Source organism: Roseiflexus sp. (genome assembly GCF_057785375.1).
On record NZ_JBYNRX010000101.1, the window covers coordinates 23,438 to 45,317 of the forward strand.

Here is a 21,880-nt window from a genome sequence, read left to right on the forward strand (position 1 = left end):
GTTCTATGCACCTGCAAGGGAAGCGTGCGCTGGTTATGGGGCTTGGCGTTCACGGCGGCGGGGTTGGCGTTGCGCGCTTCCTTGCGCTCCAGGGCGCAGAAGTGACGGTCACCGATCTGCGCACGCCCGACGACCTGCGCGCATCGCTCGATGCCCTCGCCGGTCTGCCGATCCGTTTCGTGCTCGGCGAGCACCGTGATGATGATTTCCGGCAGGCTGAGATTGTGGTGCGCAACCCGGCAGTGCCGTCTGCATCGCGGTACCTGCAGATCGCGCGTGAAGCCGGCGCAGCCGTCGAAATGGAAATGACCCTCTTCTTCCGGCTCTGCCCCGGACCGATCCTCGGCGTTACCGGCACGAAAGGCAAAACGACAACGACGCTGCTCCTGGGTGCGATGCTGCGTGAGCAGTTCCCGAAGACGGTCATCGCCGGCAATCTGCGCATTTCTGCCCTCGATCAACTGCCGCTGATCGACGTCGCCACACCTGTGGTGCTGGAACTCTCGTCATTTGCGCTCGAAGGGTTGGGCGAAGCCGGCTTAAGCCCGCAGATTGCCTGCATCACTTCGATTGCGCCGGATCACCTCGATCGGTATGGAACGATGGAAGCGTATATTCAGGCAAAAGAGCAGATCTGGCGCCATCAGCGCCCCGGCGATGCGGTGGTGCTGAATGTCGGCTCCTCAGTGATGCGGATGATGACGGTCGTTGACCATCGTCCGCTCGATGTGGTCTGGTTCACCGGTGCAGAAGAGGTCGAAGCTCCTCATCTGGAAGGACAACGAGGAGCATTCTGGCATGGCGACGAATTGATCTGGCATGATGCCTCTGCTGCGGGAGGTGCGACGCATACGGTCATCTGCGCCAGAGACGATGTGCGCCTGCCCGGAGCGCACAACCTGGCGAACATCGCAGCCGCCACCGCTGCCGCCTGCGCTTTTGGCGTCACACCAGAGCACATCCGGCGCGCCGTGCAGACCTTCACCGGCGTCGAGCACCGGCTTGAGTTCGTGCGTGAACTCGATGGCGTGCGCTATGTCAATGATACCGCAGCGACCGCGCCTGAAGCGGCGATTGCCGCGCTCCGCGCGTTCGATGCGCCGATTGTGCTGATCGCCGGTGGCGCCGATAAGAATCTGCCATTCGACGCTTTTGCGCGCGAGATCGCGCGGCGAGTCAGAGCGGTGATCCTGCTCCAGGGAACAGCGACGCCGAAACTGCTGGCAGCGCTGCGCGCTGTGAGCGCTGATGCCGATGTTTTCGGTCCCTACGACGATTTCGAGCAAGCGCTCGACACGGCGCGCTGCATTGCCGCACCCGGCGACATTGTGCTCCTTTCGCCAGGATGCGCGAGTTTTGGCATGTTCCGCAATGAGTTCCATCGCGGCGAAGCATTTCGCCATATTATCCAGAGTTTTACGTGAGCAACAACGATAACGACGCCGATTATCAGCGGATCCTGCGGAACCTCGAAGCCGCAGGACGCGCACCGGAAGAACCATCGCCTGTGGAACCGGAGTCGCCGGCGATGGCGGTGCAGGTGCGGCTTCCGCTCTTTACGCCATGGGTGGCGCGCATTCTGTTGACGATCAACATCGTCGTTTTTGCTGTTCCCTGGTTGCTCGATGCGGTGGGGATTCGGATCGCAGGCGGGGTGAGCATCTACCAATTCTCGTTGATCTGGGGCGCAAAAGATAATGCAGCGATTTTTGCCGGAAGCCAATACTACCGGTTCCTCACCGCTATGTTTCTCCACGGCGGGCTGGCGCACCTGTTCTTCAACTCGTTTGCGCTCTACTCGCTCGGTTTCGAGACGGAACGGCTCTTCGGCGTGCAGCGGTTCCTGGCAATCTACATGATTGCCGGTCTGGGAGGAGGAGTTGCTTCCTATGCGCTCAACCCCAATCCTTCGGTGGGCGCGTCGGGCGCGATCTTCGGGCTGATCGGCGCATTGATCGCATTCTACACGGTTGCGCGTCGGGTATTGGGTGGAATTGCGCGCCAGCAACTGGGGAGCCTGATATTCATTACGCTGATTAACCTGGCGCTGGGATTGACCACGCCGTACATCGACAATAATGCGCATATCGGCGGGCTGGTGACCGGCGCACTGCTGGGGTGGCTGCTGGCGCCGCGGTTTGCGCTCGATACGCGATCCTACCCGCCGACCGTCGTGCGTCTCAGCCTGCGCAATGGATGGGCGCTGACCCTGGCGGTTCTGGTGATGTTGATCGTGCTGGTCGCGCTCATTACGCCGCCGATCTGAAGCGTTTGCTTACAAGGTTGAAAGCGAAAACCTATGGCAGAAACGTTACCTCGCAAACCGGATTATGTTTTGTTCGCCGCTGTCGGCACGCTGGTGCTGCTGGGATTGGTGATGGTGTACAGCGCATCGTTTATGCGCGCTTATGCCGATACCGGCGATCAACTCTACTATACCTGGCGCCAGATGACGGCGGCGGTGATCGGTGTGGTTGCGCTCCTGGCGGCGCAACGCATCGATTACCGGATCTGGCGGCGCTTTTCGGTGCATCTGATGGCCGGCGCACTCTTTCTACTGCTGCTGACGCTCATCCTGCCTGCCTCGATGACCGAAGCCAACGGTGCGCGTAGCTGGATCCGCGTCGGTTCGTTCAGCATGCAACCGTCGGAGATTGCCAAACTGGTGATGGTGATCTACTTTGCCGACTGGCTCTCACGGCGCGGCGAAAAACTGACGAACGTCACCTATGGGCTGGCGCCGTTTGCGCTGATGCTTGGCGTGGTTTGCGGTCTGGTGTTGTTGGGGCGTGATCTTGGAACCACAATTGTGCTGGTCATCGTTGCGGGCGTGGTCTACTTTGCGGCTGGCGCCAGCCTGTTGCATATCATCGGAGCGGCAATCGTGGCAGGCAGCGCATTCTGGGGGTTGATCAACATCGCTACCTACCGGCTGGAACGGATTGCTGCCTGGATCGACCCGTTTGCGCACTATCAGGGCGCTGGGTATCAACCGGTTCACGCGCTCTACGCGCTGGGAAGCGGCGGGTTGTTTGGCGTCGGGATCGGGCAGGCGCGTCAGAAGTTCTTCTGGCTGCCCGAAGCGCATACCGATGCCATTTTCGCCATCATTGGCGAGGAGTTCGGATTGGTCGGAACCCTCTTCGTCGTCACCTGTTTTCTGGTGATCGCCTATCGCGGCATGCGTATCGCTGGTCGCTCGTCCGATCCTTTCGCAGCGCTGCTCGCTACCGGCATCACCTGCTGGATCGTCAGTCAGGCGCTGATCAACATTGCCGTAGTGACGACGCTCATTCCGTTCACCGGGCTGACGTTGCCGTTCATCAGTTATGGCGGAACATCACTGACGGTGTGTATGGCAGCGGCTGGTATTTTGCTGAATATTTCGCGTCATACCGGCCATACGTATCCAGGTGAGTCTCATGAAACGGTCGTCCAATCAGAACGTTCAGCGTCCTTTGCGCGTCTGGCTGGTTGGTGGCGGAACCGGCGGTCACGTCTATCCGGCGCTGACCGTCGCCGCGGCGCTCAACGCGCCTGGGGCGCCATCCGTCGCCGCTGAGTCGCCGAACCGATCGGGTAGCGCAGGATCGTTCGATGCACGATGGTCGGCGCTCTACGTGGGAAGTGTTGGCGGTATGGAAGCAGCGCTTGTAGCGCGTGAAAGCGCCCTGCCGTTCCAGGCAATACCGGCAGCGGCGCTGCGTGGTCGCAATCCGTTGACGATGATGCGCAACCTGGCAACGCTGGCGCGTGGAACTGTCGCAGCACGTCGGCTTGCCGAATGGGATCGACCGGTTGTGATCCTGGGCACCGGCGGGTATGTGTGCGTACCGGTCTTTCTGGCGGCGCGCCGCGTGGGCATACCCACGCTGATCTACCTGCCTGATGTAGTTCCCGGTCTGGCAGTGCGGCTCCTGGCGCGCCTGTCCACCCTGGTCGCCTGTAGCGTGGCCGACTCTGGCCGTTATCTGGGGCTTGAACCGCTGGAGTATGACGAGGCTCTCGCGCGACTGAAGGCGGGGCATCGGACGGTTCGACTGGTGGTCACCGGCTATCCGGTGCGTCAGGAACTGTTCGTTGCCGACAGGCAGGCCTGTCGCGCGGCGTTTGGATTGCGTGATGACGTGCCGACGCTGCTGGTCGCCGGCGGCAGCCGCGGTTCGCGCAGCATCAATCGGGCGATTGCTGCGCTGTTGCCGGCATTGCTCCCGTTTATGGAAATTATTCACGTGTGTGGACGCGAAGGAGATGCGACATTTCTCAGAGCAGTGATACGGGAGTTGCCAGAAAACCTGCAAAAGCGGTATCATCTGTTTGAGTATCTCCACGGCGCATCGACGATACTCGTTCAGGGCGCCACGTCTCCCGCGCCGACCATGGTCGCAGCACTCGCCGCCGCCGATCTGACGGTCTGTCGTAGCGGCGCTTCAACCCTTGGAGAGTTGCCTGCGGTTGGATTGCCGGCGATACTTGTGCCCTATCCGCATGTGCATCAGGAGGAGAATGCCGATTACCTGACGCAGCGCGGCGCAGCGGTCAAAATCAGCGATGCTGCGCTTGCCCGCACCACAGAGGAAGAATTGCTCTTTCGCGAAATCCACCGGCTCATCCATCGCCGGGACGAACGATGCGCCATGGCAGAACGGATGCGGGCGCTGGCGCAACCCGACGCCGCCCGTCGGCTCGCGTTTCTGCTTCAGATGCTGGTGAGCAGGAGACTGATGGCATGATAACGATCGATCTGAGCGGTCCGTTCGTTACGTATTCGATCCTTGTAGCGCTCGGCATCCTCGGTTGGGTGTGGGGCTTCCGTTACTTCGTCAGCCTGGGGCTGATGACAACCCTGGCATATCTGATTGCCGTCCAGGGCGGTAATTTCGTCGTCGGGCTGATCAACCGAACGTACAGCAACTTGCCGCGACTGGCAGCGTTTCTGACCGGTGGCAGCACCGCTGATGTCGCGCCGCTGGGTCCGATTATTCCGGAGAATCTTGAGGCGCCGCTCTTGCTGCGTGTGCTGGTCTTTGTTGCGTTGGTAGCGGTAGGCATTGGATACTCGTTTCCGTGGGAAGGAAAGCCGCTTGGCGGATGGGGCGGCAAACGTCCGCTGCGTATCCTGGGAGCGCTGACCGGCCTGTACACAGCGGTGTTGTTGACCAGCGCCGTGGCGATTTTCTGGCGCGAATTCGTGCCAACTGCCAATGTTCCAGATATGCTGGCGACTGCGTTGAATAGCCTGCCGACGTGGACTGGCATCATTCCGTCGACGATTACGGCATTTGTTATCACCCTGCTGATCGTCACGGTCATTCGTTTCAATCGTGTTTGGGCGGTTGACGGCGGCGGCGGCGGTGGCGGCGGCGGTCCTAAAAAATAGTATCCAGGTCGCAGAGATGCACTATCACATCGTCGGCATTGCGGGCGCAGGAATGAGCGCCATTGCTCATATTCTGCTGGATCAGGGGCATACGGTCAGCGGTTCGGATCTTCAGCAGAATACGCTTACCGCTACGCTCGCGCAGCGCGGCGCACAGATCTGGCATGGGCACGACCCGTCCCTCGTCGCGGGCGCTGACCGATTGGTGGCTACGTCTGCGGTGCGGGACGATCATGTCGAACTGATTGCGGCGCGCCAGCGTGGTATTCCGGTGTTGCGACGCGCTGACCTCTGGCGTGAATGGTCGCGCGCGCGGCAGGTGGTGGCAGTAGCCGGCGCTCATGGGAAAACGACCACGACGGCGCTGATAGCACTGATGCTGACCCACGCCGGTGCTAACCCTGGTTTCCTGATCGGCGGCGAAATCCCCGATCTTGGAACGAATGCGCGCTGGGGCGATCCTGCGGCGCCGCTCGTCGTGGAAGCCGATGAATATGACCGGACATTTCTGGCGCTCGCGCCCAATGTGGCGGTGATCACCAATGTCGAGTGGGAACACGTCGATATCTATCCATCGCCAGAAGCGTATGAAGCGGCATTCCGCGCGTTTGCCGGGAACGTTGCGCATCCGCAGCGCCTGATTGTGTGCAACGACGACCCTGGCGCTGTGCGAGTCGCAGATCATCCCGACGTTCAACTGTATGGCATCGAAGAAACTGTTGCGCGTAATCCGGCATCATGCCGGCTGGCGCTGATGGACTGGATGGCTGCGAATGTGCGCTATGACGGTGCCATGACGAGTTTTGATCTCTGGCGCTATGACCGTCGCACCTTTGGCACGCGACTCGACGGCACGTATGTGATGCGATTGGTCGGCGATCACCATGTGCGGAATGCGCTGGCAGCCATCGCAGTGGCGATGACGCTGGGAATTGATCGAGCGGCGATAGCCGCTGCACTCGCCGGGTATCGCGGCGCCCGCCGACGCTTCGACGTCAAAGGCGAGGTGAACGGCATCATTGTGATTGACGACTATGCACATCACCCGACAGAAGTGCGCGCAACCCTGGCAGCGGCACGCGCTCGTTTTCCAGATTGTCGCATTGTCGTCTACCTACAACCGCACACATTCTCGCGCACGTATGCGATGCTCGACGCCTGGGCGGATGCCTTTGATGTGGCGGATGTCGTTCGAGTTGGCGACGTCTACCCGGCGCGCGAAACAGGCGATCCGCATGCGGCTGCGTGTGCGCTTGCGGCGCGCATTGTTCACCGTGATGTTCAGGTTGCAGGAGATGTAGCGACCGCAACGGCAACAATTATCGCATTGTTGCAACCCGGCGATGTGTTGTTGACCCTCGGCGCCGGTGATGGATACCGGGTCGGCGAAATGGCGATCCAGGCATTGGGGGCGGCGGCGGGGCAGGCGTCGGTGTAGGGCGGATGTAGAGGCAGGTGTCGTAGGGCAGGTGTCGTAGGGACAGGTCTCAGACCTGCCCCTACGGTGACGACGATGACGACAACGACGACACCCCACGCCCCCAGGGATAATTGGAATTGAACGCAACGTGACAAACGACGACACAACCACATTTCATCGACACGTCGCCGAAGAATTGGGCGCCCGCTACAGCGGTGACGAACGCGCGCCCGAAGGATGGCGCGAAATTCAGACGTGGCACTGGGAACGGGCAGGCGCGTATACGGCTGCCATCGAGACGGCGCTGGCCATCACCGAGATGCGTGTTGCACGGCTCGACTTTGGCGGCGCGCGCCACTGGACGGAGCGGGTGTTGACGCTGCTCGAACGCATTGACGTGGAGTCCCGTCCTCCATACGAACTGCGCGCCTGCGCGCTGGCGCTGGCAGTGCTCGAATTCGGCGGTCAGTACCGCGAAGGACTCGAATATGCCCGTCGGATGTTGCGGGCGGCGCAGCGTACCCGAAATGCCGAGGCGGAGGCGCGCGCGTTGCTCGGAATCGGGCGTATGCAGCGTGAACTCGGACAACTGGTTCAGGCGGAAACGGCATTACACAACGCACGCGATCTTGCCGCCCGTGGTGAGTTGAGCGATCTGGAAGCCGAAGCCCGTCTGCATCTGGCAAAAGTGCATCAGTTGCAAGGGCGGCATCTGGAAGCGCTACAAGAGTTGCAAATGGCGCGTGAGGAACATGAACGCGAGGAACATGAAACCATTGACGAAAAATTGAAACTTGCGCGCGTGCTGACGGGTATTGGTGATGTGTATCGTGTTCTGGGAGCGAATCAGGAGGCTTTCACCTTCTATACTCGCGCATTGAGCCTGGAACAGGGACGCGGCAGCCTGATCGGGCAGGCGATCCTGAAAGATAAACTCGCACTGGTGCTGCTTAACCAGAATAAACCTGCCGATGCGCTGGTATCAGCCGAAGAGAGCCTCCACCTCCGGCGGCGGATTAACGATATTGTCGGTCAGGCGCGCTCGTATACGGTGATCGGCACGGTGATGAGCTGCCTCGGGCGTCATGAACAGGCGATGGAGTCATACCGGCGCGCATACGAATTGCAGGAGTGGACGCAAAATCCGCGTGGTCAGTGCATCGCCCTGATTCATCTGGGCGATGCTGCACGTGCGTTGCGTCAGCCACAGGCGGCTGTGCTGCATTACGAACAAGCGCTTGCGCTGGCGCGCCGCGATCGGGATCAGATTGGTATTGTGCGTGCACTTGAGCGACTCGGCGATCTGCATTACGCTCAGGCGCAGCAGTCGCAGGCGCTGGCGCGCTGGAATGAGGCGCTTCAGATCCGCGAGGCGCTGCGCCATGTCGATGAAGCGGACAAATTGCGCTATCGCATTCAAGCAATACAGCCGGCGGGATAAAGTATGCAGTATCTGGAAAACGAACCACTGGCGTCATACACCTCCTGGCGCATTGGCGGACCGGCGCGCTATTTCGTGCAGGCGACAGACGCCACTGATCTGGTGCAGGCGCTCGCGTGGGCCGATCAGCGCAATCTACCCGTCTTTGTGCTCGGCGGCGGTTCGAATGTTCTGATACGCGACACCGGTTTCCCTGGATTGGTTGTTCGCATTCGCGCGCACAATCTGCGCCTCGAAACCCATGGGGACGAAGCGCGGGCAATGGTCGAGGCCGGAGCGCCAATGGCAGGCATCGCGCGCCGGCTGGCGCGCCAGGGGTGGGCGGGTCTGGAATGGGCGGAAGGATTGCCTGGAACGATCGGCGGCGCGCTGTACGGCAATGCCGGCTGCTATGGCGGCGACATTGCAACAGCGCTCGAACGCGCCTGGGTGCTGGTCAATGGCGAAACGCAGGAATGGTCGGCGGAGCGCTTTGCATTCGGTTATCGAACGAGTGTGCTCAAGCGGATGCGCGCCGATGGCGTTGCCTGGCGCGATCAGCCGATCATCCTCGCCGCTGCGTTTCGCCTGCACCGCGACGATCTGACGGCGCTGGCGCGACGGATGGAGCGCACCTCGCACGAACGACGCGGTAAGACGCCGTGGGGCGCCAGTTGCGGCAGCGTGTTCAAGAACCCGCCAGGAGAGAGCGCAGGGCGCTTGATCGAAGCCGCCGGCTTGAAAGGAACGCGCATTGGGAATGCGGAAATTGCTGCGCGCCATGCCAACTACATTATCAATCTCGGCGGCGCGTCGAGTGATGATGTGCTGCGCCTGATCGACCTGGCGCGTGAACGGGTGCTGGCAATGACCGGGATCGAACTCGAACTCGAAATTCAGATCGTCGGATGAACAATGGGCGGTGTCCAATCAGGCGCGACGCCACTTGAGATCGAGGACGGAGACTGACAACGATGACGCGCAAAGTGCGAGTGGGGGTCCTGTTCGGCGGGCAATCGGGTGAACATGAGGTGTCGCTGGTCTCGGCGCGCGCGATTATGGACGGTCTCGACGCTGAACGCTATGATGTGACGCCAATTGGCATCACCAAACAGGGGCGCTGGATCATTGCCCCCGATGCGCATGCCCGACTGCTGGCGCAGGCGGATCGGTCGAAGCTGCCAGGCGGTTCGCTGGCGACAACCATCCCGGCGTCGGTTGATGTGCCTGATGAGACGACGACCGATCCGCTGACGCTGATGGTCGCCGGTGAACAGTCGCCGCTCAGGACGCTCGATGTCGTTTTCCCAGTCCTCCACGGACCCATGGGCGAAGATGGCACGGTACAGGGAGTGCTGGAACTGATGAGGATTCCTTACGTGGGATGCGGCGTCCTGGCATCGGCAGTCGGCATGGACAAAGCGATGACGAAGGTCGCCTGCTCCGGCGCCGGGTTGCCGGTCGTGCCCTGGCTGCTTATTCGCCGGGGGGAATGGGAACGCGAACCGGTGCAGGTGCTCGATTGGGTCGAGCGGCGCCTCACCTATCCGCTGTTCGTCAAGCCGGCAAACCTGGGATCGAGCGTCGGGATCAGCAAGGTGACCGATCGTGCTGCGCTCGAACGCGGTATCGCCGCAGCCGTCGCCTATGATCGGCGGATTGTCGTCGAACAGGGTATTTCCGCGCGCGAGATCGAAGTCAGCGTTCTGGGCAATGACGAACCGGAAGTCAGTGTGCCCGGCGAAGTGGTTCCTTCCGGCGAATGGTACGACTACGAGGCAAAATACCTGAGCGGTGCGTCAAAGATTCTTATTCCTGCGCCGATTACGCTCGAACTCGCGGCACGGGTGCGCACCCTCGCGGCGCAGGCGTTCAGAGCCATTGACGGAGCCGGGTTGGCGCGCATCGATTTCTTGCTCGACCGCGAAACCGGCGACCTGTACCTGAATGAAGTCAACACCATGCCCGGTTTTACGCCGGTCAGCATGTATGCCATGATGTGGGAAGCCAGCGGCATATCGTATCCACAATTGCTCGACCGCCTGATCGAACTGGCGCTCGAACGGCACAGGAGAGATCGGGATGCGTAATGATTTTCAGTACAACCAGCCCAACACCCGTGCGCGCATTGCTGCACGGCGCAACCGTCGGCGCAACGCCGCCGGCGCCATGCCGGGTCCGCGCCGCGCTATTGGCGGCTGGCTGGCATCCGGGCGCATTGTTAGCCTGATCCTTTTCCTGGCATCACTTGGCGGACTGATCGCCATCGCCGTTTCGCCGCAGTTTGTTGTGCGCAATCTCCAGATCAACGGTGCTCAGATCCTCGATGAATCCGACATTGAGGAGATGGCGAGCGTGACGGGCGCCTCGATCTGGCTGGTGCAGACTGACGACGTCGAAGCGCGCGTTGCACAGAGCGCATATGTCGAGCGTGTCGAAGCATCACTGGCCCTGCCCGACGTGCTGATCATCAATCTGGTGGAACGTCAACCCGATGTGCGCTGGCAAGTCGGCGACATGCGGTTCCTGGTCGATGCCGAGGGGCGTGTGCTGGGTCTCGACAACGCTGCATTCGTGACCGATACATTGATCATTGAAGACCGTAGCGGGCGCGCGGTTGAGCCTAACGACCGGATCGATCCCGACGTGCTATCGCTTGTCCGCGCCCTGGCGCTGCGTCTGCCCAACGAGGCGGGCGTGACGCCAGCCGGTGTCAGTTGGGATATGGAACGCGGCATCACGGTGACCACTGCCGATGGGCGCACGATCGTCTTTGGCCGGAAAGATCGCCTGGATGAAAAGATCCAGATACTGCATTTTCTGACGATCCAGGAGCCGACGGAGTATATCTGGCTCGATTTGCGACCGGCGACGCCGTACTATCGAAACGATACGCCGTTGCAACAACCGTAGGAACGACGAGGCTGAGTATGGCACACCGGACGATAGTCGGAATCGATGTTGGCACGACCAAGGTCTGCACCATTGTGGGACAGGTGTACGACAATGGGCGCGTCAATGTGCTTGGCGTCGGGCTGACGCCATCGAAAGGACTGGATAAGGGGGTTGTTGTCAATATCGACGATGCTGTGAATGCGATTGCAACCAGCATTGAAAAAGCCGAACGGCTGTCCGGCTATCGGGTGAGTGCTGCATTTGTGGGGATTGCCGGTCGGCACATCCAGTCGCTCAACAGTCGTGGCGTTGTTGCAGTGGCGCGCAGCGATCATGAAATCACCCGCCACGATGTTGCACGTGCCGTCGAGGCGGCGCAGGCAGTGGCAATTCCCACGCAGCGTGAAGTCATCCATGTCATCCCGCGCGCCTATGTGGTAGACGGCAACGAGGGCATTCGCGATCCGATCGGTATGTCCGGTTTTCGTCTCGAAGTGGAAACCCACATCATCACGGGCGAGGTGATGGCGATCCAGAACCTGATCAAGAGTGTGCAGAAAACCGGCGTCGAGATCGACGACCTGGTGCTGCAACCGCTGGCAGCCGGCGAAGCGGTGCTCAGCGCCGACGACAAAGACCGGGGCGTGGTGCTGGTGGACATCGGCGGGGGCACAACCGATATCGCCGTTTTTGCACAGGGGGGCATCTGGCATACCAGCGTCATTCCCGTTGGCGGCAACCATTTCACTAACGATATCGTGATCGTTCAGCAGACGCCCCACAACACCGCCGAGTATTTGAAACTGAAATATGGCGCAGCGATCGCCGAAGAAACGGAGGAAGAACCGGATGTGATCGAAGCCGAAGGGTTTGCGCCTGGCGAGCGGCAGCAGATCAGCCGCACCATGCTGAATCAGGTGCTTCAGGCGCGCGCCGAAGAATTGACGGAACTGATCTACAACGAAATCCGGCGCAGCGGCTACGAAGGTCTCCTGCCGGCAGGCATCGTTCTGACCGGCGGCGCCGCGCAGTTGCTGCGCCTCGACGAGTTGATGCGCGACATGCTCGGCATTCCGGTGCGCATCGGCATACCCGCCGATCTCACCGGGCTGGCGGATACGCTCAACAGCCCCGCGTATGCCACTGCGATCGGGTTGTTGCGCTGGGGCATGCGCCATGGCATGAGCGGTCTTCATTCCAGCAGCGGACCACCGTCTGATCACGGTGGTTGGGTTTCGACCTACGAACGATTCAAACGATGGCTGAAAGAGTTTCTGCCATAACGCAAGGAGAGGGATCAATGATCGATTACGACAGTTTGAGCCAGGCCGCAGAGAACTTCGCGGTCATCAAAGTGGTCGGCGTCGGCGGCGGCGGGTCCAACGCCGTTGACCGCATGGTCGACGAAGGTGTGCACGGGATTGAGTTTATCACGATCAATACCGACGCACAGGCGCTCCTGCATTCGCGCGCATCGACTCGCATTCGGATCGGTGACAAACTCACCAAAGGGCTTGGTTCGGGCGGCAACCCGGTTATCGGGCAAAAAGCCGCCGAAGAGACGACCGAGGAGATCTACGAGGCGCTCAAGGGCGCCGATATGGTGTTCATTACGGCAGGCATGGGAGGGGGCACCGGCACCGGCGCTTCGCCGGTCATTGCCAGCATCGCGCAGGACCTGGGGATGCTGACGGTTGGCGTGGTGACGAAGCCGTTCAGTTTCGAGGGCAACCATCGTCGCAAGACCGCCGAACAGGGCATCGAGCAACTGCGCCCGATGGTCGATACGTTGATCGTCATCCCCAACGACCGGCTCCTGCAGACGGCGAGCAAGAACACGTCGATGCTCCAGGCGTTTCAGATGGCCGATAACGTGCTGCGCCAGGGCATTCAGGGCATTTCGGACCTGATCACGCAGCGCGGGTTGATCAACGTCGATTTTGCCGACGTGAAGACGATCATGGCGCGCCAGGGGTCGGCGCTCATGGCGCTGGGCGTCGGCAGCGGCGATAACCGCATGGTCGATGCGGTCAACGAGGCGATCGCATCACCCTTGCTCGAAGTGTCGATCGACGGCGCGAAGGGTGTGCTGTTCAACGTGACCGGCGGAGAAGACCTTGGCATTCTCGAGGTGTACGAGGCAGCAGACATTGTGGCAAAGGCGGTGGACCCGGAGGCGAACATTATCTTTGGCGCAGTGATCGATCCGACCTTCCCGCCCGGACAGGTGAAGATCACCCTGATCGCCACCGGCTTCGACGCCAGCCGTCCGGCGGAGGCGCGCAAGCGCATCTACATGTCCGGTTCGCAACAGCAGCAACCTGCCCAACCGAAGCGCGACATGGCGTATGCGGAACCACACCCGCCAGCCGCACCTCGACCGCAGCCGTCGCAACCCGCGCGGTCGCAGGGCGCCAGCATCAGCCCCGACGACCTGGACATACCGCCGTTCCTGCGCAACCGCCGAAAGAACGGATAACCGCCTATGGCAACGTCAGTATTTCCGGCTCGCCCTCGGTTATCGCAATGGTATGCTCGAATTGCGCCGAGAGCGAGCCGTCGGCGGTGCGCACCGTCCAGCCGTCGGTTTTGTCCAGCACTGCCTCGGGCCTGCCAGCGTTGACCATCGGCTCAATCGTAAAGGTCATACCGGGATGCAACCGCTTCCCCGTGCCGGGCTTGCCATAGTGCAGCACGGTTGGTTCCTCGTGCAACAGTTGCCCGACGCCGTGCCCGGTCCATTCCCGCACGACCGAGAAGCCATTGGCTTCAACGTAGGTCTGTATCGCTGCGCCGATGTCACCCAGGCGTGCGCTGCCGCGCGCCGCGCGAATGCCGCGCCACATTGCCTCTTCGGTCACCTCCAGTAACCGCTGCGCTTCCGGCGAAATCTTCCCCACCGGCACCGTGATGCACGAATCGCCATACCAGCCGTTCAACCGCACCCCCATGTCGATACCGATGATGTCTCCTTCTTTCAGGCGCTCGTTGCCTGGAATGCCGTGACAGACGACATTATTGATAGCGACACAGATAGTGGCAGGAAAGCCGCGATACCCTTTGTATGCCGGTATCGCGCCGTGTTTCCGCACAAATTGCTCGGCGATGCGATCAAGTTCTCTGGTCGTCACGCCAGGGCGCACATGCTCGCGCAGCACCTCGAACGTTTCGGCCACCAGACGGCCAGCAGCGCGCATGAGCGCAATCTGCTGCCGTGTACGCAATACGACTGACATAGGCTGGATGTTCCTGGCGCCTGAACTGGCGCGTAATGGAGGCATAGAGCGGCGCTCTGCCTGGCGTCGCTGATTGCTATCTGCAATGATGAATCTTCCTGTTATTATAGCACAATGCCTGCACACACTCGTTTATCCTCGCACAAAGGCACAGAGGCTCTTTTCTCTCTGCGCCGATGCCGTTGTGTGCATCTCGACCGTGGTAGCATTGCGCCTTGTACAACGGTACAGAGGCACGAAGGTTTTTTATCTTCTTTTTGCGCCTCCGAAATATGCGATAATGACGGCTCGCAATAGAGAAAGGGCCTCGCTGCCATGGTCGAAGAAACGATCGTCTCCTCACCCGCCCTGCCGACCGGCATCTGGGTCGCTGGCCGGCGCGTCCTCACTGTTGGGTTGGTGCTGATCATCGTCGCCACTGCTTTCGAGATGCTCGCCGTTGCTGCCACGATGCCCGCCACTGCACGCGATCTCGGAGGGTTGGCGTGGTACGGCTGGGCATTCAGCGCCTTCATGTTGGCAAATATGGTCGCGGCAACGGTCGCCGGACCCGAGGCGGATCGCCGGGGAGTCGCCATCCCGTTCATCGCTGGAACGCTACTCTTTGTTGCCGGGTTACTCATCGCAGGGCTGGCGCCAACGATGCCATTGCTGATCGTTGGTCGGGCGGTGCAGGGGTTGGGCAGCGGCGTCATTGGCGCGGTGGTGTACATCATCGTTGGGCGCGGCTATGAGGCGGATGCACGTCCGCGCATGCTGGCGATCATTTCGAGCGCCTGGGTTGTGCCGGGCATGGTCGGTCCTGGTCTGGCGGGGATCATCACCGAGCACATCGGCTGGCGCTGGGTCTTCCTGGGGCTGACTCCGCTGCCGCTCGTCGCCGCGCTCATGGCGTTGCCGTCGTTGCGTCGTCTTGCGCCTGCACCGCAATCGTTCGATATTGACGATCATCGAGCGCGCAACAATGATGTTCGGATGGCGCTTGTGCTCGCCACCGGCGCAGCGATGACGATCAGCGGACTGGGCCAGGTGAGCGCCGCGCCGGTCGCCGGAGTCGCGCTGGTCGTCACCGGCGCCATCATAACCGTTGTGGCGCTACGGAATATTCTGCCGCCGGGGACGCTTCGCGCTGCGCCTGGACTGCCTGCCGTGATTGCTGCTATGGGGTTGCTTAACCTCTCGTTCTTTGGCGTCGATGCCTTTGTGCCGCTGACCCTCACCGCAGTGCGCGGCTTGAGCGTCGTGACTGCCGGGTTGGCGCTGACCGCGGCAACCCTGACGTGGACGGCGGGCGCCTGGATGCAGGCGCGCCTGGTGCGCCGCCATCCGCCTGGTTCGATTGCAGCCGCCGGTTTGCTCGTGATGCTGATCGGGATTGGCGCAACAACCGCCGCAATTGCACCGGTTGTTCCACCGCTGCTCAGCATTGTCACGTGGGGTATTGCCGGGTGCGGCATCGGGTTGGCATACTCCGCTCTGTCGCTCGCCATGCTCCAGAACGCCGCACAGGGTCACGAGGGGCGTGCATCATCGGCATTGCAAATCGCCAGTCAACTGGGAACGGCGCTTGGCGCGGGGATCGGCGGTGTGATCATCGGCTCAGGAGAACAGAGTGATATGGTCGAAGCCGGACGGGTTGCGCTGCACTTTGTGTTGATGGCGGCCGTTGCTGGATTGGCTATTCTGATTGCGTATCGTATCCATATCTCGAACGCGCGTCATTGAGCATGCCGGTGGTTCTGGCGGCATCAAACGGCAACCGATGTGCGTGCTTACTGTTGCTCACACGAAGGCGTATCGTTTTCCGCACCGTTGCGCCTTTGTGCGCATCTCGACCGGGTCAGGATTGCGCCTCGCACAAAGGCGCGGAGGCGCAAAGGCGTATTGTTTTCCGCACCGTTGCGCCTTTGTGCGCATCTCGACTGTGGTAGCATTGTGTCTCACACAAAGGCACAGAGGCGCAAAGGTTCATTTCTCTCTGCACCGTCGTGTGCATTTCACAACGCAAGCAGGCAGAAGAGGAGCAGACGCTAATCTCTTTTGCGCTCCCGCCCTGCCAGCAGGAGATAGGCGTACAGCGCAACGCCGCTGAGCAGGGCAACCGCATATTTGACTGTCAGCGGCAGATCCGACGGCGAGATAAACCCCTCGATCACGCCCGCAATGACCAGCAGCAGGGCACACCCCAGAAGAAGACGAACCGCTCGACGTGCCGCCAGCACGAGCGCGGCGCGCCGGGTCATCAGACCCGGACGTGCGACAGCCCATCCGAGTTGTAGCCCTGCTCCGCCGGCAATGATGATCACGCTCAGTTCAACAACGCCGTGCGCTGCAACGAAGCCCCACAGGTTGCTGCTGAACCCATACGCCTGCGCCGCGCCTGCCACGACGCCGAGCAGCAAGCCATTCTGCGCCAGGACGAATAACGTCAGTGCGCCAAGAAGCATACCGCCGGCAAATGCCAGGATTGCCACCCGGATGTTGTTCGTGGCAATTAACGCTGCCGATGCTGACCGTCCTTCGTCGTTGATTGCCTTCCACCACTCACGTCCGGCGCGAATATCGCTGATGACGCTGTCGACCCCTGGAACCAGCAGCGCGCCGGCAGCCGGATCGTTGAGGGTGATGAAGAAGCCGATCAACGCCGGGATTAGAAACATGAGCAGCGATGCCAGCGTGTAGAGCCATGTCTCGCGGAAGGTGCGCGGCAGATCGGCGGTGAAATAGCGCACCAGAGCACTGCTGCGATCTGCGCGGCGTTGATACACTTCTGCGTGCGCGCGCGCGACCAACCCGTTGAGATAATCCACTACCCGATGGTTGGGAAAATCGCGCCGCGCTACTGCCAGATCCGAGGTTGCGCTACGGTACAGTCGCCCAAGTTCGGTGATTTCCTCGTCTTCCAACGCCGCCAGACCGCCGCGCCGCGAACGCTCCACGATGGCGCTCAGTCGCTCCCAGGAGGTTTTCTTCCGGTTGATGAAATCTTCGACTAACATTGTGAGAACCGAGAACTGAGAACCAGAGATTAGGAGTGAGGAGTTAGGAGTTAGAAGGTAGAGCCACCTTCCACCTTCCCGCGTTCAACGTTCAACCTTCCCACCTGCCACCTTCCCGCTCGTCTCCCGTGGCGCAGACGTTGCGGTGCAACGTCTCTGCCTGAACCAACCTGCCCGGCTTTGGCGGCGCAGACGTTGCGGTGCAATGGCTCTCCCTGAACCAACCCTTCCCACGTTCAACGTTCAACGTTCAACGTGTAACATGCACAACCTTCCCACCTTCAACCTTCCCACCTTCAACCTTCAACGACGGTCTCCGCCACCCGCGCTGCGTCCACGCCACGCTGTGCGAATTCGCGCCGCAGTGCATCCAGGTCTGGCACGTATGCCCGCAAGATCCGCGCTTCCCCAGTTGGCACGAGCGCATACGAACCAAGGCGTGCCGGGATCACAACTGCTACGCCGCGTCGCAACTCACGCACTCCGGTGTCCCACTCTAATGTCGCTGATCCCTCGATGACCGTCAGAATCTCGAATGTCGCTGGATCGACGGCGCGTTTGACGGCGCTTGCGAGCGCCAGGCGTTCAAGCGCAAAGGATCGGCACGCCACCAGCAGATCGCGCCCTGTTTCCAATGGCAGCAGCGGCACGATGCCACGCGGAGCAGGTGAATAGTCGGTCACATCGAGCGCTTGCTCGACGTGTAACTCGCGCGGTTTGCCGGTTGCGGCATCGACCCGGCCGTAATCGTAGACGCGGTAGGTGAGATCTGATTTCTGTTGAATCTCAAACAGCACGATCCCTGCATTGATTGCGTGCAGTGTCCCTGCCGGAACAAACACCGTATCACCGGCCGCTATCGGCAGACGCCGCAGCAACGGTTCGAGCGCGCCGGCGGCAATCGCGGCAGCGAGTTCATCGCGGCTGACGGTGCGCGTCAGCCCATACACCACATCGGCGCCCGGAATGGCGCGCAGAATGTGCCATGACTCGGTTTTGCCGTGGAAACCGGTGGCGGCCTCGTGCGTATGTGCATAGGCGTCATCAGGATGCACCTGGATCGACAGACGATCCGCCGCATCGATGAATTTGGCCAGTAATGGGAAATCGGCGCCGTATTGTGCGATAGTGCGCTCGCCAACCAGCGCTGCGCCGTAGTCGTGCGTCACCTGCGCCAGCGTCCGCCCCGCCAGCGGTCCTTCAATGATCGGGTTGGTGTCATACACCAGCCAGATCTCGCCAAGGCGTTCAGGACGCGGCTGCGGCAGTTCCAGCCAGTTGGCGAGGAACGTTCCGCCCCAGAGCGGATGGGCAAGACGTGGTTGAGTAATCAGCGGGTACAGATCGATTGAAGGCACGGCATCACCTTGCTGATGAGCGACAGTATCCGGCGTCGCTACTATCGTAAAGCCTCACCAGCGACAGTATACACGATTCGCGCTGCGATAGCGGGTATCACCACCCCGGGAGCGCGGGTGTCGCGCCTGCAACGCTGGGAAGGCGCGTCGCCCGACGCTCAAGCGTCGGGCTGAGGGAACGAAGGGCGCTGAAGCGCCCTCACCCGCTGGTGGGTCCGTATGCCGGGCAGCCGTGTCGCCTGGCGGCTGAAGGGACGGGGGAGGGGACGCGCCGCCCGCCTACGCGGGTGACGCACTCCTGCGCCAGTACACGCCGCGCCAGCCCGGCGGGGTTGCTCCTGGGAGTTCAGGCGTCTCGCCGAGGCTTCGCCTCGCCCCAAAGCTCCCTTCTCCCCTTGTGGGAGAAGAGGGGCAGAGGGTGAGGGAAAACAGAATGAGCGTGTCGACCCGCCGACGTATTCAAACTCCTACCAGTGCACGATCACACCCACACGCCGCTATCATCTTGCGCTGGCGCCCGAAATCCTGTATAGTCGCAAAGAACCCGTCCGAAAATAATGGTTCAGCGTCATTGCGAACGAAGCGATCTTCTCTTATGATCGATCTCAATGCAACTGGCATTATCTGTCTGGCGGACAATCTTGATGTTCTGCGCGCCCTTCCCTCCGAGTCGGTCGATCTGATCTACATTGATCCGCCCTTCAACACCGGCAAGGATCAGCAGCGCGTCCAACTCAAAACGGTACGCTCCGATGATGGAGATCGGGTCGGATTCCAGGGACAACGGTACAAAAGCATTATTCTGGGATCCCGGCGATTCAGCGATGTTTTTGACGACTATCTGGCATTTCTGGAGCCGCGCCTGATCGAAGCGCATCGCGTACTGGCGCCGCACGGGTCGTTCTACTTTCATGTGGATTATCGCGAGGTCCACTATTGCAAAGTGCTGCTCGACGCAATCTTTGGGCGTGATTCGTTTTTGAACGAAATTATCTGGGCGTATGATTACGGTGGACGACCGAAGAACCGCTGGCCCCCCAAGCACGACAACATCCTGCTCTACGTTAAAAACCCTGCCCGGTATGTGTTCAATGTCGATGAGATTGAACGCATCCCATACATGGCGCCTGGTCTCGTCGGTCCTGAAAAGGCGGCACGCGGCAAACGCCCCACCGACTGCTGGTGGCACACCATTGTACCAACCAATGGCGCCGAAAAGACCGGCTACCCGACGCAGAAGCCGCTCGGCATCCTGCGCCGGATCGTTCAGGCGTCGTCGAAGCCCGGATCGCTGGTGCTCGATTTCTTCGCCGGCAGCGGTACAACCGGCGTGGCGGCGCTCGAACTCGGGCGACGCTTTATTCTGGTAGACAACAATCCTGAAGCACTGGCAGTTATGGCGCGCCGTTTCGATGGCGTGCAGGGGATCAGGTGGGTTGGATTTGATCCGGCGCCGGTACACGCCATTCAATAAGGGTGCGCCTTACCGTGCCGGCTCATAGCACGCGCGGCAGCGTGCTTCATACAATTCCTGCCCGCCGACCACAATCGTCGGTGCGTTAGCAGGCGCCGGCGAGCCGTTGATCAGGCGCTGTGAGCGGGTTGCATATGCGCCACAGCGCACGCAGATGGCGTACAGCTTATCCACCTGCTCGGCGACTGCCATCAACTGCGCCATTGCCGGGAACGGCTGCGCCCGAAAGTCCTGATCCAGCCCGGCGACGATCACGCGCAGTCCACGGTCTGCCAGTTCCTGACACACCTCCCGTGCCGCGTCGGGCGGGTCGTCGAGCAGGTGCAGTTCGTCGATTGCCACCACATGAACATCGACATCGAGATGGGCTGGAATATCGCGAATCGAGTCGATCACGCGCGCTTCGACCGAGAGACCATTGTGGCTGACCAGGCTGCCGAGCCGGTAGCGGGTGTCGCGGCGCGGTGTGAAGGCGATCAACCGCTGGCGCGCCAGGCGCACATGGTTCAGGCGACGGATCAGTTCTTCGGTCTTTCCGCTGAACATACAGCCGCAGATCACTTCAATGCGGCCCCCTGACGAAAGGCGTGTCATGCCGGTTTACTCCTCGAGACCTTGCAATAGCCCCACGACATTGTCGCCGAGCGCGTCGATGGCGTATCCTCCCTCTTGAACGACCAACGTCGGCAGGTTGAGCGCAGCGATGCGCCGCCCGATCACCGGGTAGTCTGCTGTACTGAGGGCAAAACCGCTGCCATGATTGGCGACCGGATCGCCCTCGAAGGTATCGAACCCTGCCGAGAGCACCAGAAAGCGCGGCGCGAACTCCGCAATGGCATCGAGCGCCTGGTCGAGCGCCGCCAGATACTCACGGTTTCCCGCGCCTGGATCCAGCGGCAGGTTCAGATTGTATCCCTCTCCGGCGCCGGCGCCGCGTTCTTCGGCATAGCCAAGAAAGAAGGGGTACTGGTACACCGGTGAGGCGTGGATCGAAACGAACAGCACATCGCTGCGTTCGTAAAAGATCTGCTGGGTCCCATTCCCATGATGGAAATCGATGTCCAGGATCGCACACCTCGTGCCGGTGGCATGGACCAGATACTCTGCTGCAATCGCGGCGTTGTTGAGGAAACAGTACCCGCCGCCCAGGTCGCGCCCCGCATGATGCCCTGGGGGACGGCAGAGTGCATACGCAACACGATGGCCTGTCACGAGCAACTCAGCGCCGGTCAGCGCAATATCGGCGGCGGCGCGCGCGGCGGCATACGTTCCTGCCACAATTGGGGCGCAGGTGTCGAAGGTATAATACCCGGGCGCCGCCAGGGGATGATCGTGCGGACGGGACATCCAGCGCACTGCCAGTGTTCCGGGAATGACGGCCTCCGATGCGCCGCCTGCAACAACCCAGCGGGTGTAGATCGTCTCAAGATAGGACAGATATCCGTCATCGTGAATGGCGCGTACCGGCTCGATGCCGAAGGCGCGTGGTTCAACGATGGTCCCAATGGCGGCGCGTTCGAGCGCAGCGCGAATAATTGTAACGCGCGCAGGCGTTTCGTAGATCGGGATGAGCGCGCCGTCGAGAAACTCATGCGGCGGGTTGTGCCGGAAATGGTCATCGGACGCAACAACGATCATCGGTGGCAGCCTTCAGGCGCGCGAACAGCAGACTGCTCGAATCGCGCGAGAAATGTCTTG

At 61.1% G+C, this 21,880-nt stretch carries 20 protein-coding genes; 15 read left to right on the forward strand and 5 right to left on the reverse strand.

Going from position 1 to position 21,880, the window contains the following annotated elements:
• Positions 1 to 5 precede the first annotated feature (5 nt).
• The 12 genes from murD to ftsZ all read left to right on the forward strand — a co-directional run bounded on the left by murD (position 6) and on the right by ftsZ (position 13,594).
• Positions 6 to 1,424 carry a UDP-N-acetylmuramoyl-L-alanine--D-glutamate ligase gene (gene murD / locus AC3EA7_RS20290; protein WP_488615892.1) on the forward strand — a complete coding sequence of 473 codons (1,419 nt, stop codon included), beginning with the start codon at positions 6 to 8 and terminating at the stop codon, positions 1,422 to 1,424.
• On the forward strand, positions 1,421 to 2,266 hold the full coding sequence (locus AC3EA7_RS20295) for a rhomboid family intramembrane serine protease (RefSeq protein WP_488615893.1): 846 nt from the start codon (positions 1,421 to 1,423) through the stop codon (positions 2,264 to 2,266). Before murD ends, AC3EA7_RS20295 begins: the two co-directional genes overlap by 4 nt.
• Positions 2,267 to 2,299: 33 nt before the next feature.
• Entirely contained in the window at positions 2,300 to 3,562 is a 1,263-nt protein-coding gene (ftsW, locus tag AC3EA7_RS20300; protein WP_488615894.1) for a putative lipid II flippase FtsW, read from the forward strand.
• Positions 3,459 to 4,733 carry a UDP-N-acetylglucosamine--N-acetylmuramyl-(pentapeptide) pyrophosphoryl-undecaprenol N-acetylglucosamine transferase gene (locus AC3EA7_RS20305; protein WP_488615964.1) on the forward strand — a complete coding sequence of 425 codons (1,275 nt, stop codon included), beginning with the start codon at positions 3,459 to 3,461 and terminating at the stop codon, positions 4,731 to 4,733. Before ftsW ends, AC3EA7_RS20305 begins: the two co-directional genes overlap by 104 nt.
• The gene (locus AC3EA7_RS20310) at positions 4,730 to 5,380 is read left to right on the forward strand and encodes a hypothetical protein (protein ID WP_488615895.1); all 651 of its coding nucleotides are present in this window, start codon (positions 4,730 to 4,732) and stop codon (positions 5,378 to 5,380) included. Before AC3EA7_RS20305 ends, AC3EA7_RS20310 begins: the two co-directional genes overlap by 4 nt.
• A 16-nt stretch (positions 5,381 to 5,396) precedes the next feature.
• Positions 5,397 to 6,818: a UDP-N-acetylmuramate--L-alanine ligase gene (gene murC / locus AC3EA7_RS20315; RefSeq protein ID WP_488615896.1), complete on the forward strand. Its 1,422-nt coding sequence runs from the start codon at positions 5,397 to 5,399 to the stop codon at positions 6,816 to 6,818.
• Positions 6,819 to 6,948: 130 nt separating this feature from the next.
• Positions 6,949 to 8,241 carry a tetratricopeptide repeat protein gene (locus tag AC3EA7_RS20320; RefSeq protein ID WP_488615897.1) on the forward strand — a complete coding sequence of 431 codons (1,293 nt, stop codon included), beginning with the start codon at positions 6,949 to 6,951 and terminating at the stop codon, positions 8,239 to 8,241.
• 3 nt (positions 8,242 to 8,244) lie between these two features.
• Complete coding sequence (gene murB / locus AC3EA7_RS20325) at positions 8,245 to 9,132, forward strand: UDP-N-acetylmuramate dehydrogenase (protein ID WP_488615898.1); 888 nt, start codon at positions 8,245 to 8,247, stop codon at positions 9,130 to 9,132.
• 62 nt (positions 9,133 to 9,194) lie between these two features.
• A complete protein-coding gene (locus AC3EA7_RS20330; protein ID WP_488615899.1) occupies positions 9,195 to 10,310 on the forward strand; it encodes a D-alanine--D-alanine ligase family protein in 1,116 nt (371 codons plus the stop codon).
• Positions 10,303 to 11,133 (forward strand): cell division protein FtsQ/DivIB, encoded by an 831-nt coding sequence (locus AC3EA7_RS20335; RefSeq protein ID WP_488615900.1) that lies wholly within the window; start codon positions 10,303 to 10,305, stop codon positions 11,131 to 11,133. The genes AC3EA7_RS20330 and AC3EA7_RS20335 overlap by 8 nt, the downstream gene beginning before the upstream one ends.
• 17 nt (positions 11,134 to 11,150) lie before the next feature.
• A complete protein-coding gene (ftsA, locus tag AC3EA7_RS20340; RefSeq protein WP_488615901.1) occupies positions 11,151 to 12,398 on the forward strand; it encodes a cell division protein FtsA in 1,248 nt (415 codons plus the stop codon).
• 17 nt (positions 12,399 to 12,415) lie between these two features.
• Positions 12,416 to 13,594, forward strand: coding sequence for a cell division protein FtsZ (gene ftsZ / locus AC3EA7_RS20345; protein ID WP_488615902.1), 1,179 nt, complete (start codon positions 12,416 to 12,418; stop codon positions 13,592 to 13,594).
• 4 nt (positions 13,595 to 13,598) lie between these two features.
• On the opposite strand, the gene map is transcribed toward ftsZ, so the two are convergent.
• Positions 13,599 to 14,351, reverse strand: coding sequence for a type I methionyl aminopeptidase (gene map / locus AC3EA7_RS20350; RefSeq protein ID WP_488615903.1), 753 nt, complete (start codon positions 14,349 to 14,351; stop codon positions 13,599 to 13,601).
• A gap of 315 nt (positions 14,352 to 14,666) precedes the next feature.
• On the opposite strand from map, the gene AC3EA7_RS20355 reads away from it, so the two are divergent.
• Positions 14,667 to 16,076 (forward strand): MFS transporter, encoded by a 1,410-nt coding sequence (locus AC3EA7_RS20355; protein WP_488615904.1) that lies wholly within the window; start codon positions 14,667 to 14,669, stop codon positions 16,074 to 16,076.
• A 305-nt stretch (positions 16,077 to 16,381) separates the two neighbouring features.
• Here AC3EA7_RS20355 and AC3EA7_RS20360 read toward each other — a convergent pair whose 3' ends face one another.
• Complete coding sequence (locus AC3EA7_RS20360) at positions 16,382 to 17,350, reverse strand: stage II sporulation protein M (RefSeq protein WP_488615905.1); 969 nt, start codon at positions 17,348 to 17,350, stop codon at positions 16,382 to 16,384.
• 296 nt (positions 17,351 to 17,646) lie between these two features.
• Positions 17,647 to 18,708 (reverse strand): type I phosphomannose isomerase catalytic subunit, encoded by a 1,062-nt coding sequence (locus AC3EA7_RS20365; RefSeq protein ID WP_488615906.1) that lies wholly within the window; start codon positions 18,706 to 18,708, stop codon positions 17,647 to 17,649.
• A gap of 15 nt (positions 18,709 to 18,723) precedes the next feature.
• Here AC3EA7_RS20365 and AC3EA7_RS20370 point away from each other — a divergent pair, with 15 nt between their 5' ends.
• Together AC3EA7_RS20370 and AC3EA7_RS20375 are read left to right on the forward strand one after the other, a co-directional pair.
• A complete protein-coding gene (locus AC3EA7_RS20370) occupies positions 18,724 to 18,882 on the forward strand; it encodes a hypothetical protein (protein ID WP_488615907.1) in 159 nt (52 codons plus the stop codon).
• A 421-nt stretch (positions 18,883 to 19,303) separates the two neighbouring features.
• A complete protein-coding gene (locus AC3EA7_RS20375; protein ID WP_488615908.1) occupies positions 19,304 to 20,182 on the forward strand; it encodes a DNA-methyltransferase in 879 nt (292 codons plus the stop codon).
• A 9-nt stretch (positions 20,183 to 20,191) separates the two neighbouring features.
• On the opposite strand, the gene AC3EA7_RS20380 is transcribed toward AC3EA7_RS20375, so the two are convergent.
• Together AC3EA7_RS20380 and AC3EA7_RS20385 are read right to left on the reverse strand one after the other, a co-directional pair.
• The gene (locus tag AC3EA7_RS20380) at positions 20,192 to 20,776 is read right to left on the reverse strand and encodes a thymidine kinase (RefSeq protein WP_488615909.1); all 585 of its coding nucleotides are present in this window, start codon (positions 20,774 to 20,776) and stop codon (positions 20,192 to 20,194) included.
• A gap of 6 nt (positions 20,777 to 20,782) precedes the next feature.
• Positions 20,783 to 21,820, reverse strand: a complete 1,038-nt coding sequence (locus AC3EA7_RS20385; protein WP_488615910.1) for a histone deacetylase family protein — start codon at positions 21,818 to 21,820, stop codon at positions 20,783 to 20,785.
• Positions 21,821 to 21,880 lie beyond the last annotated feature (60 nt).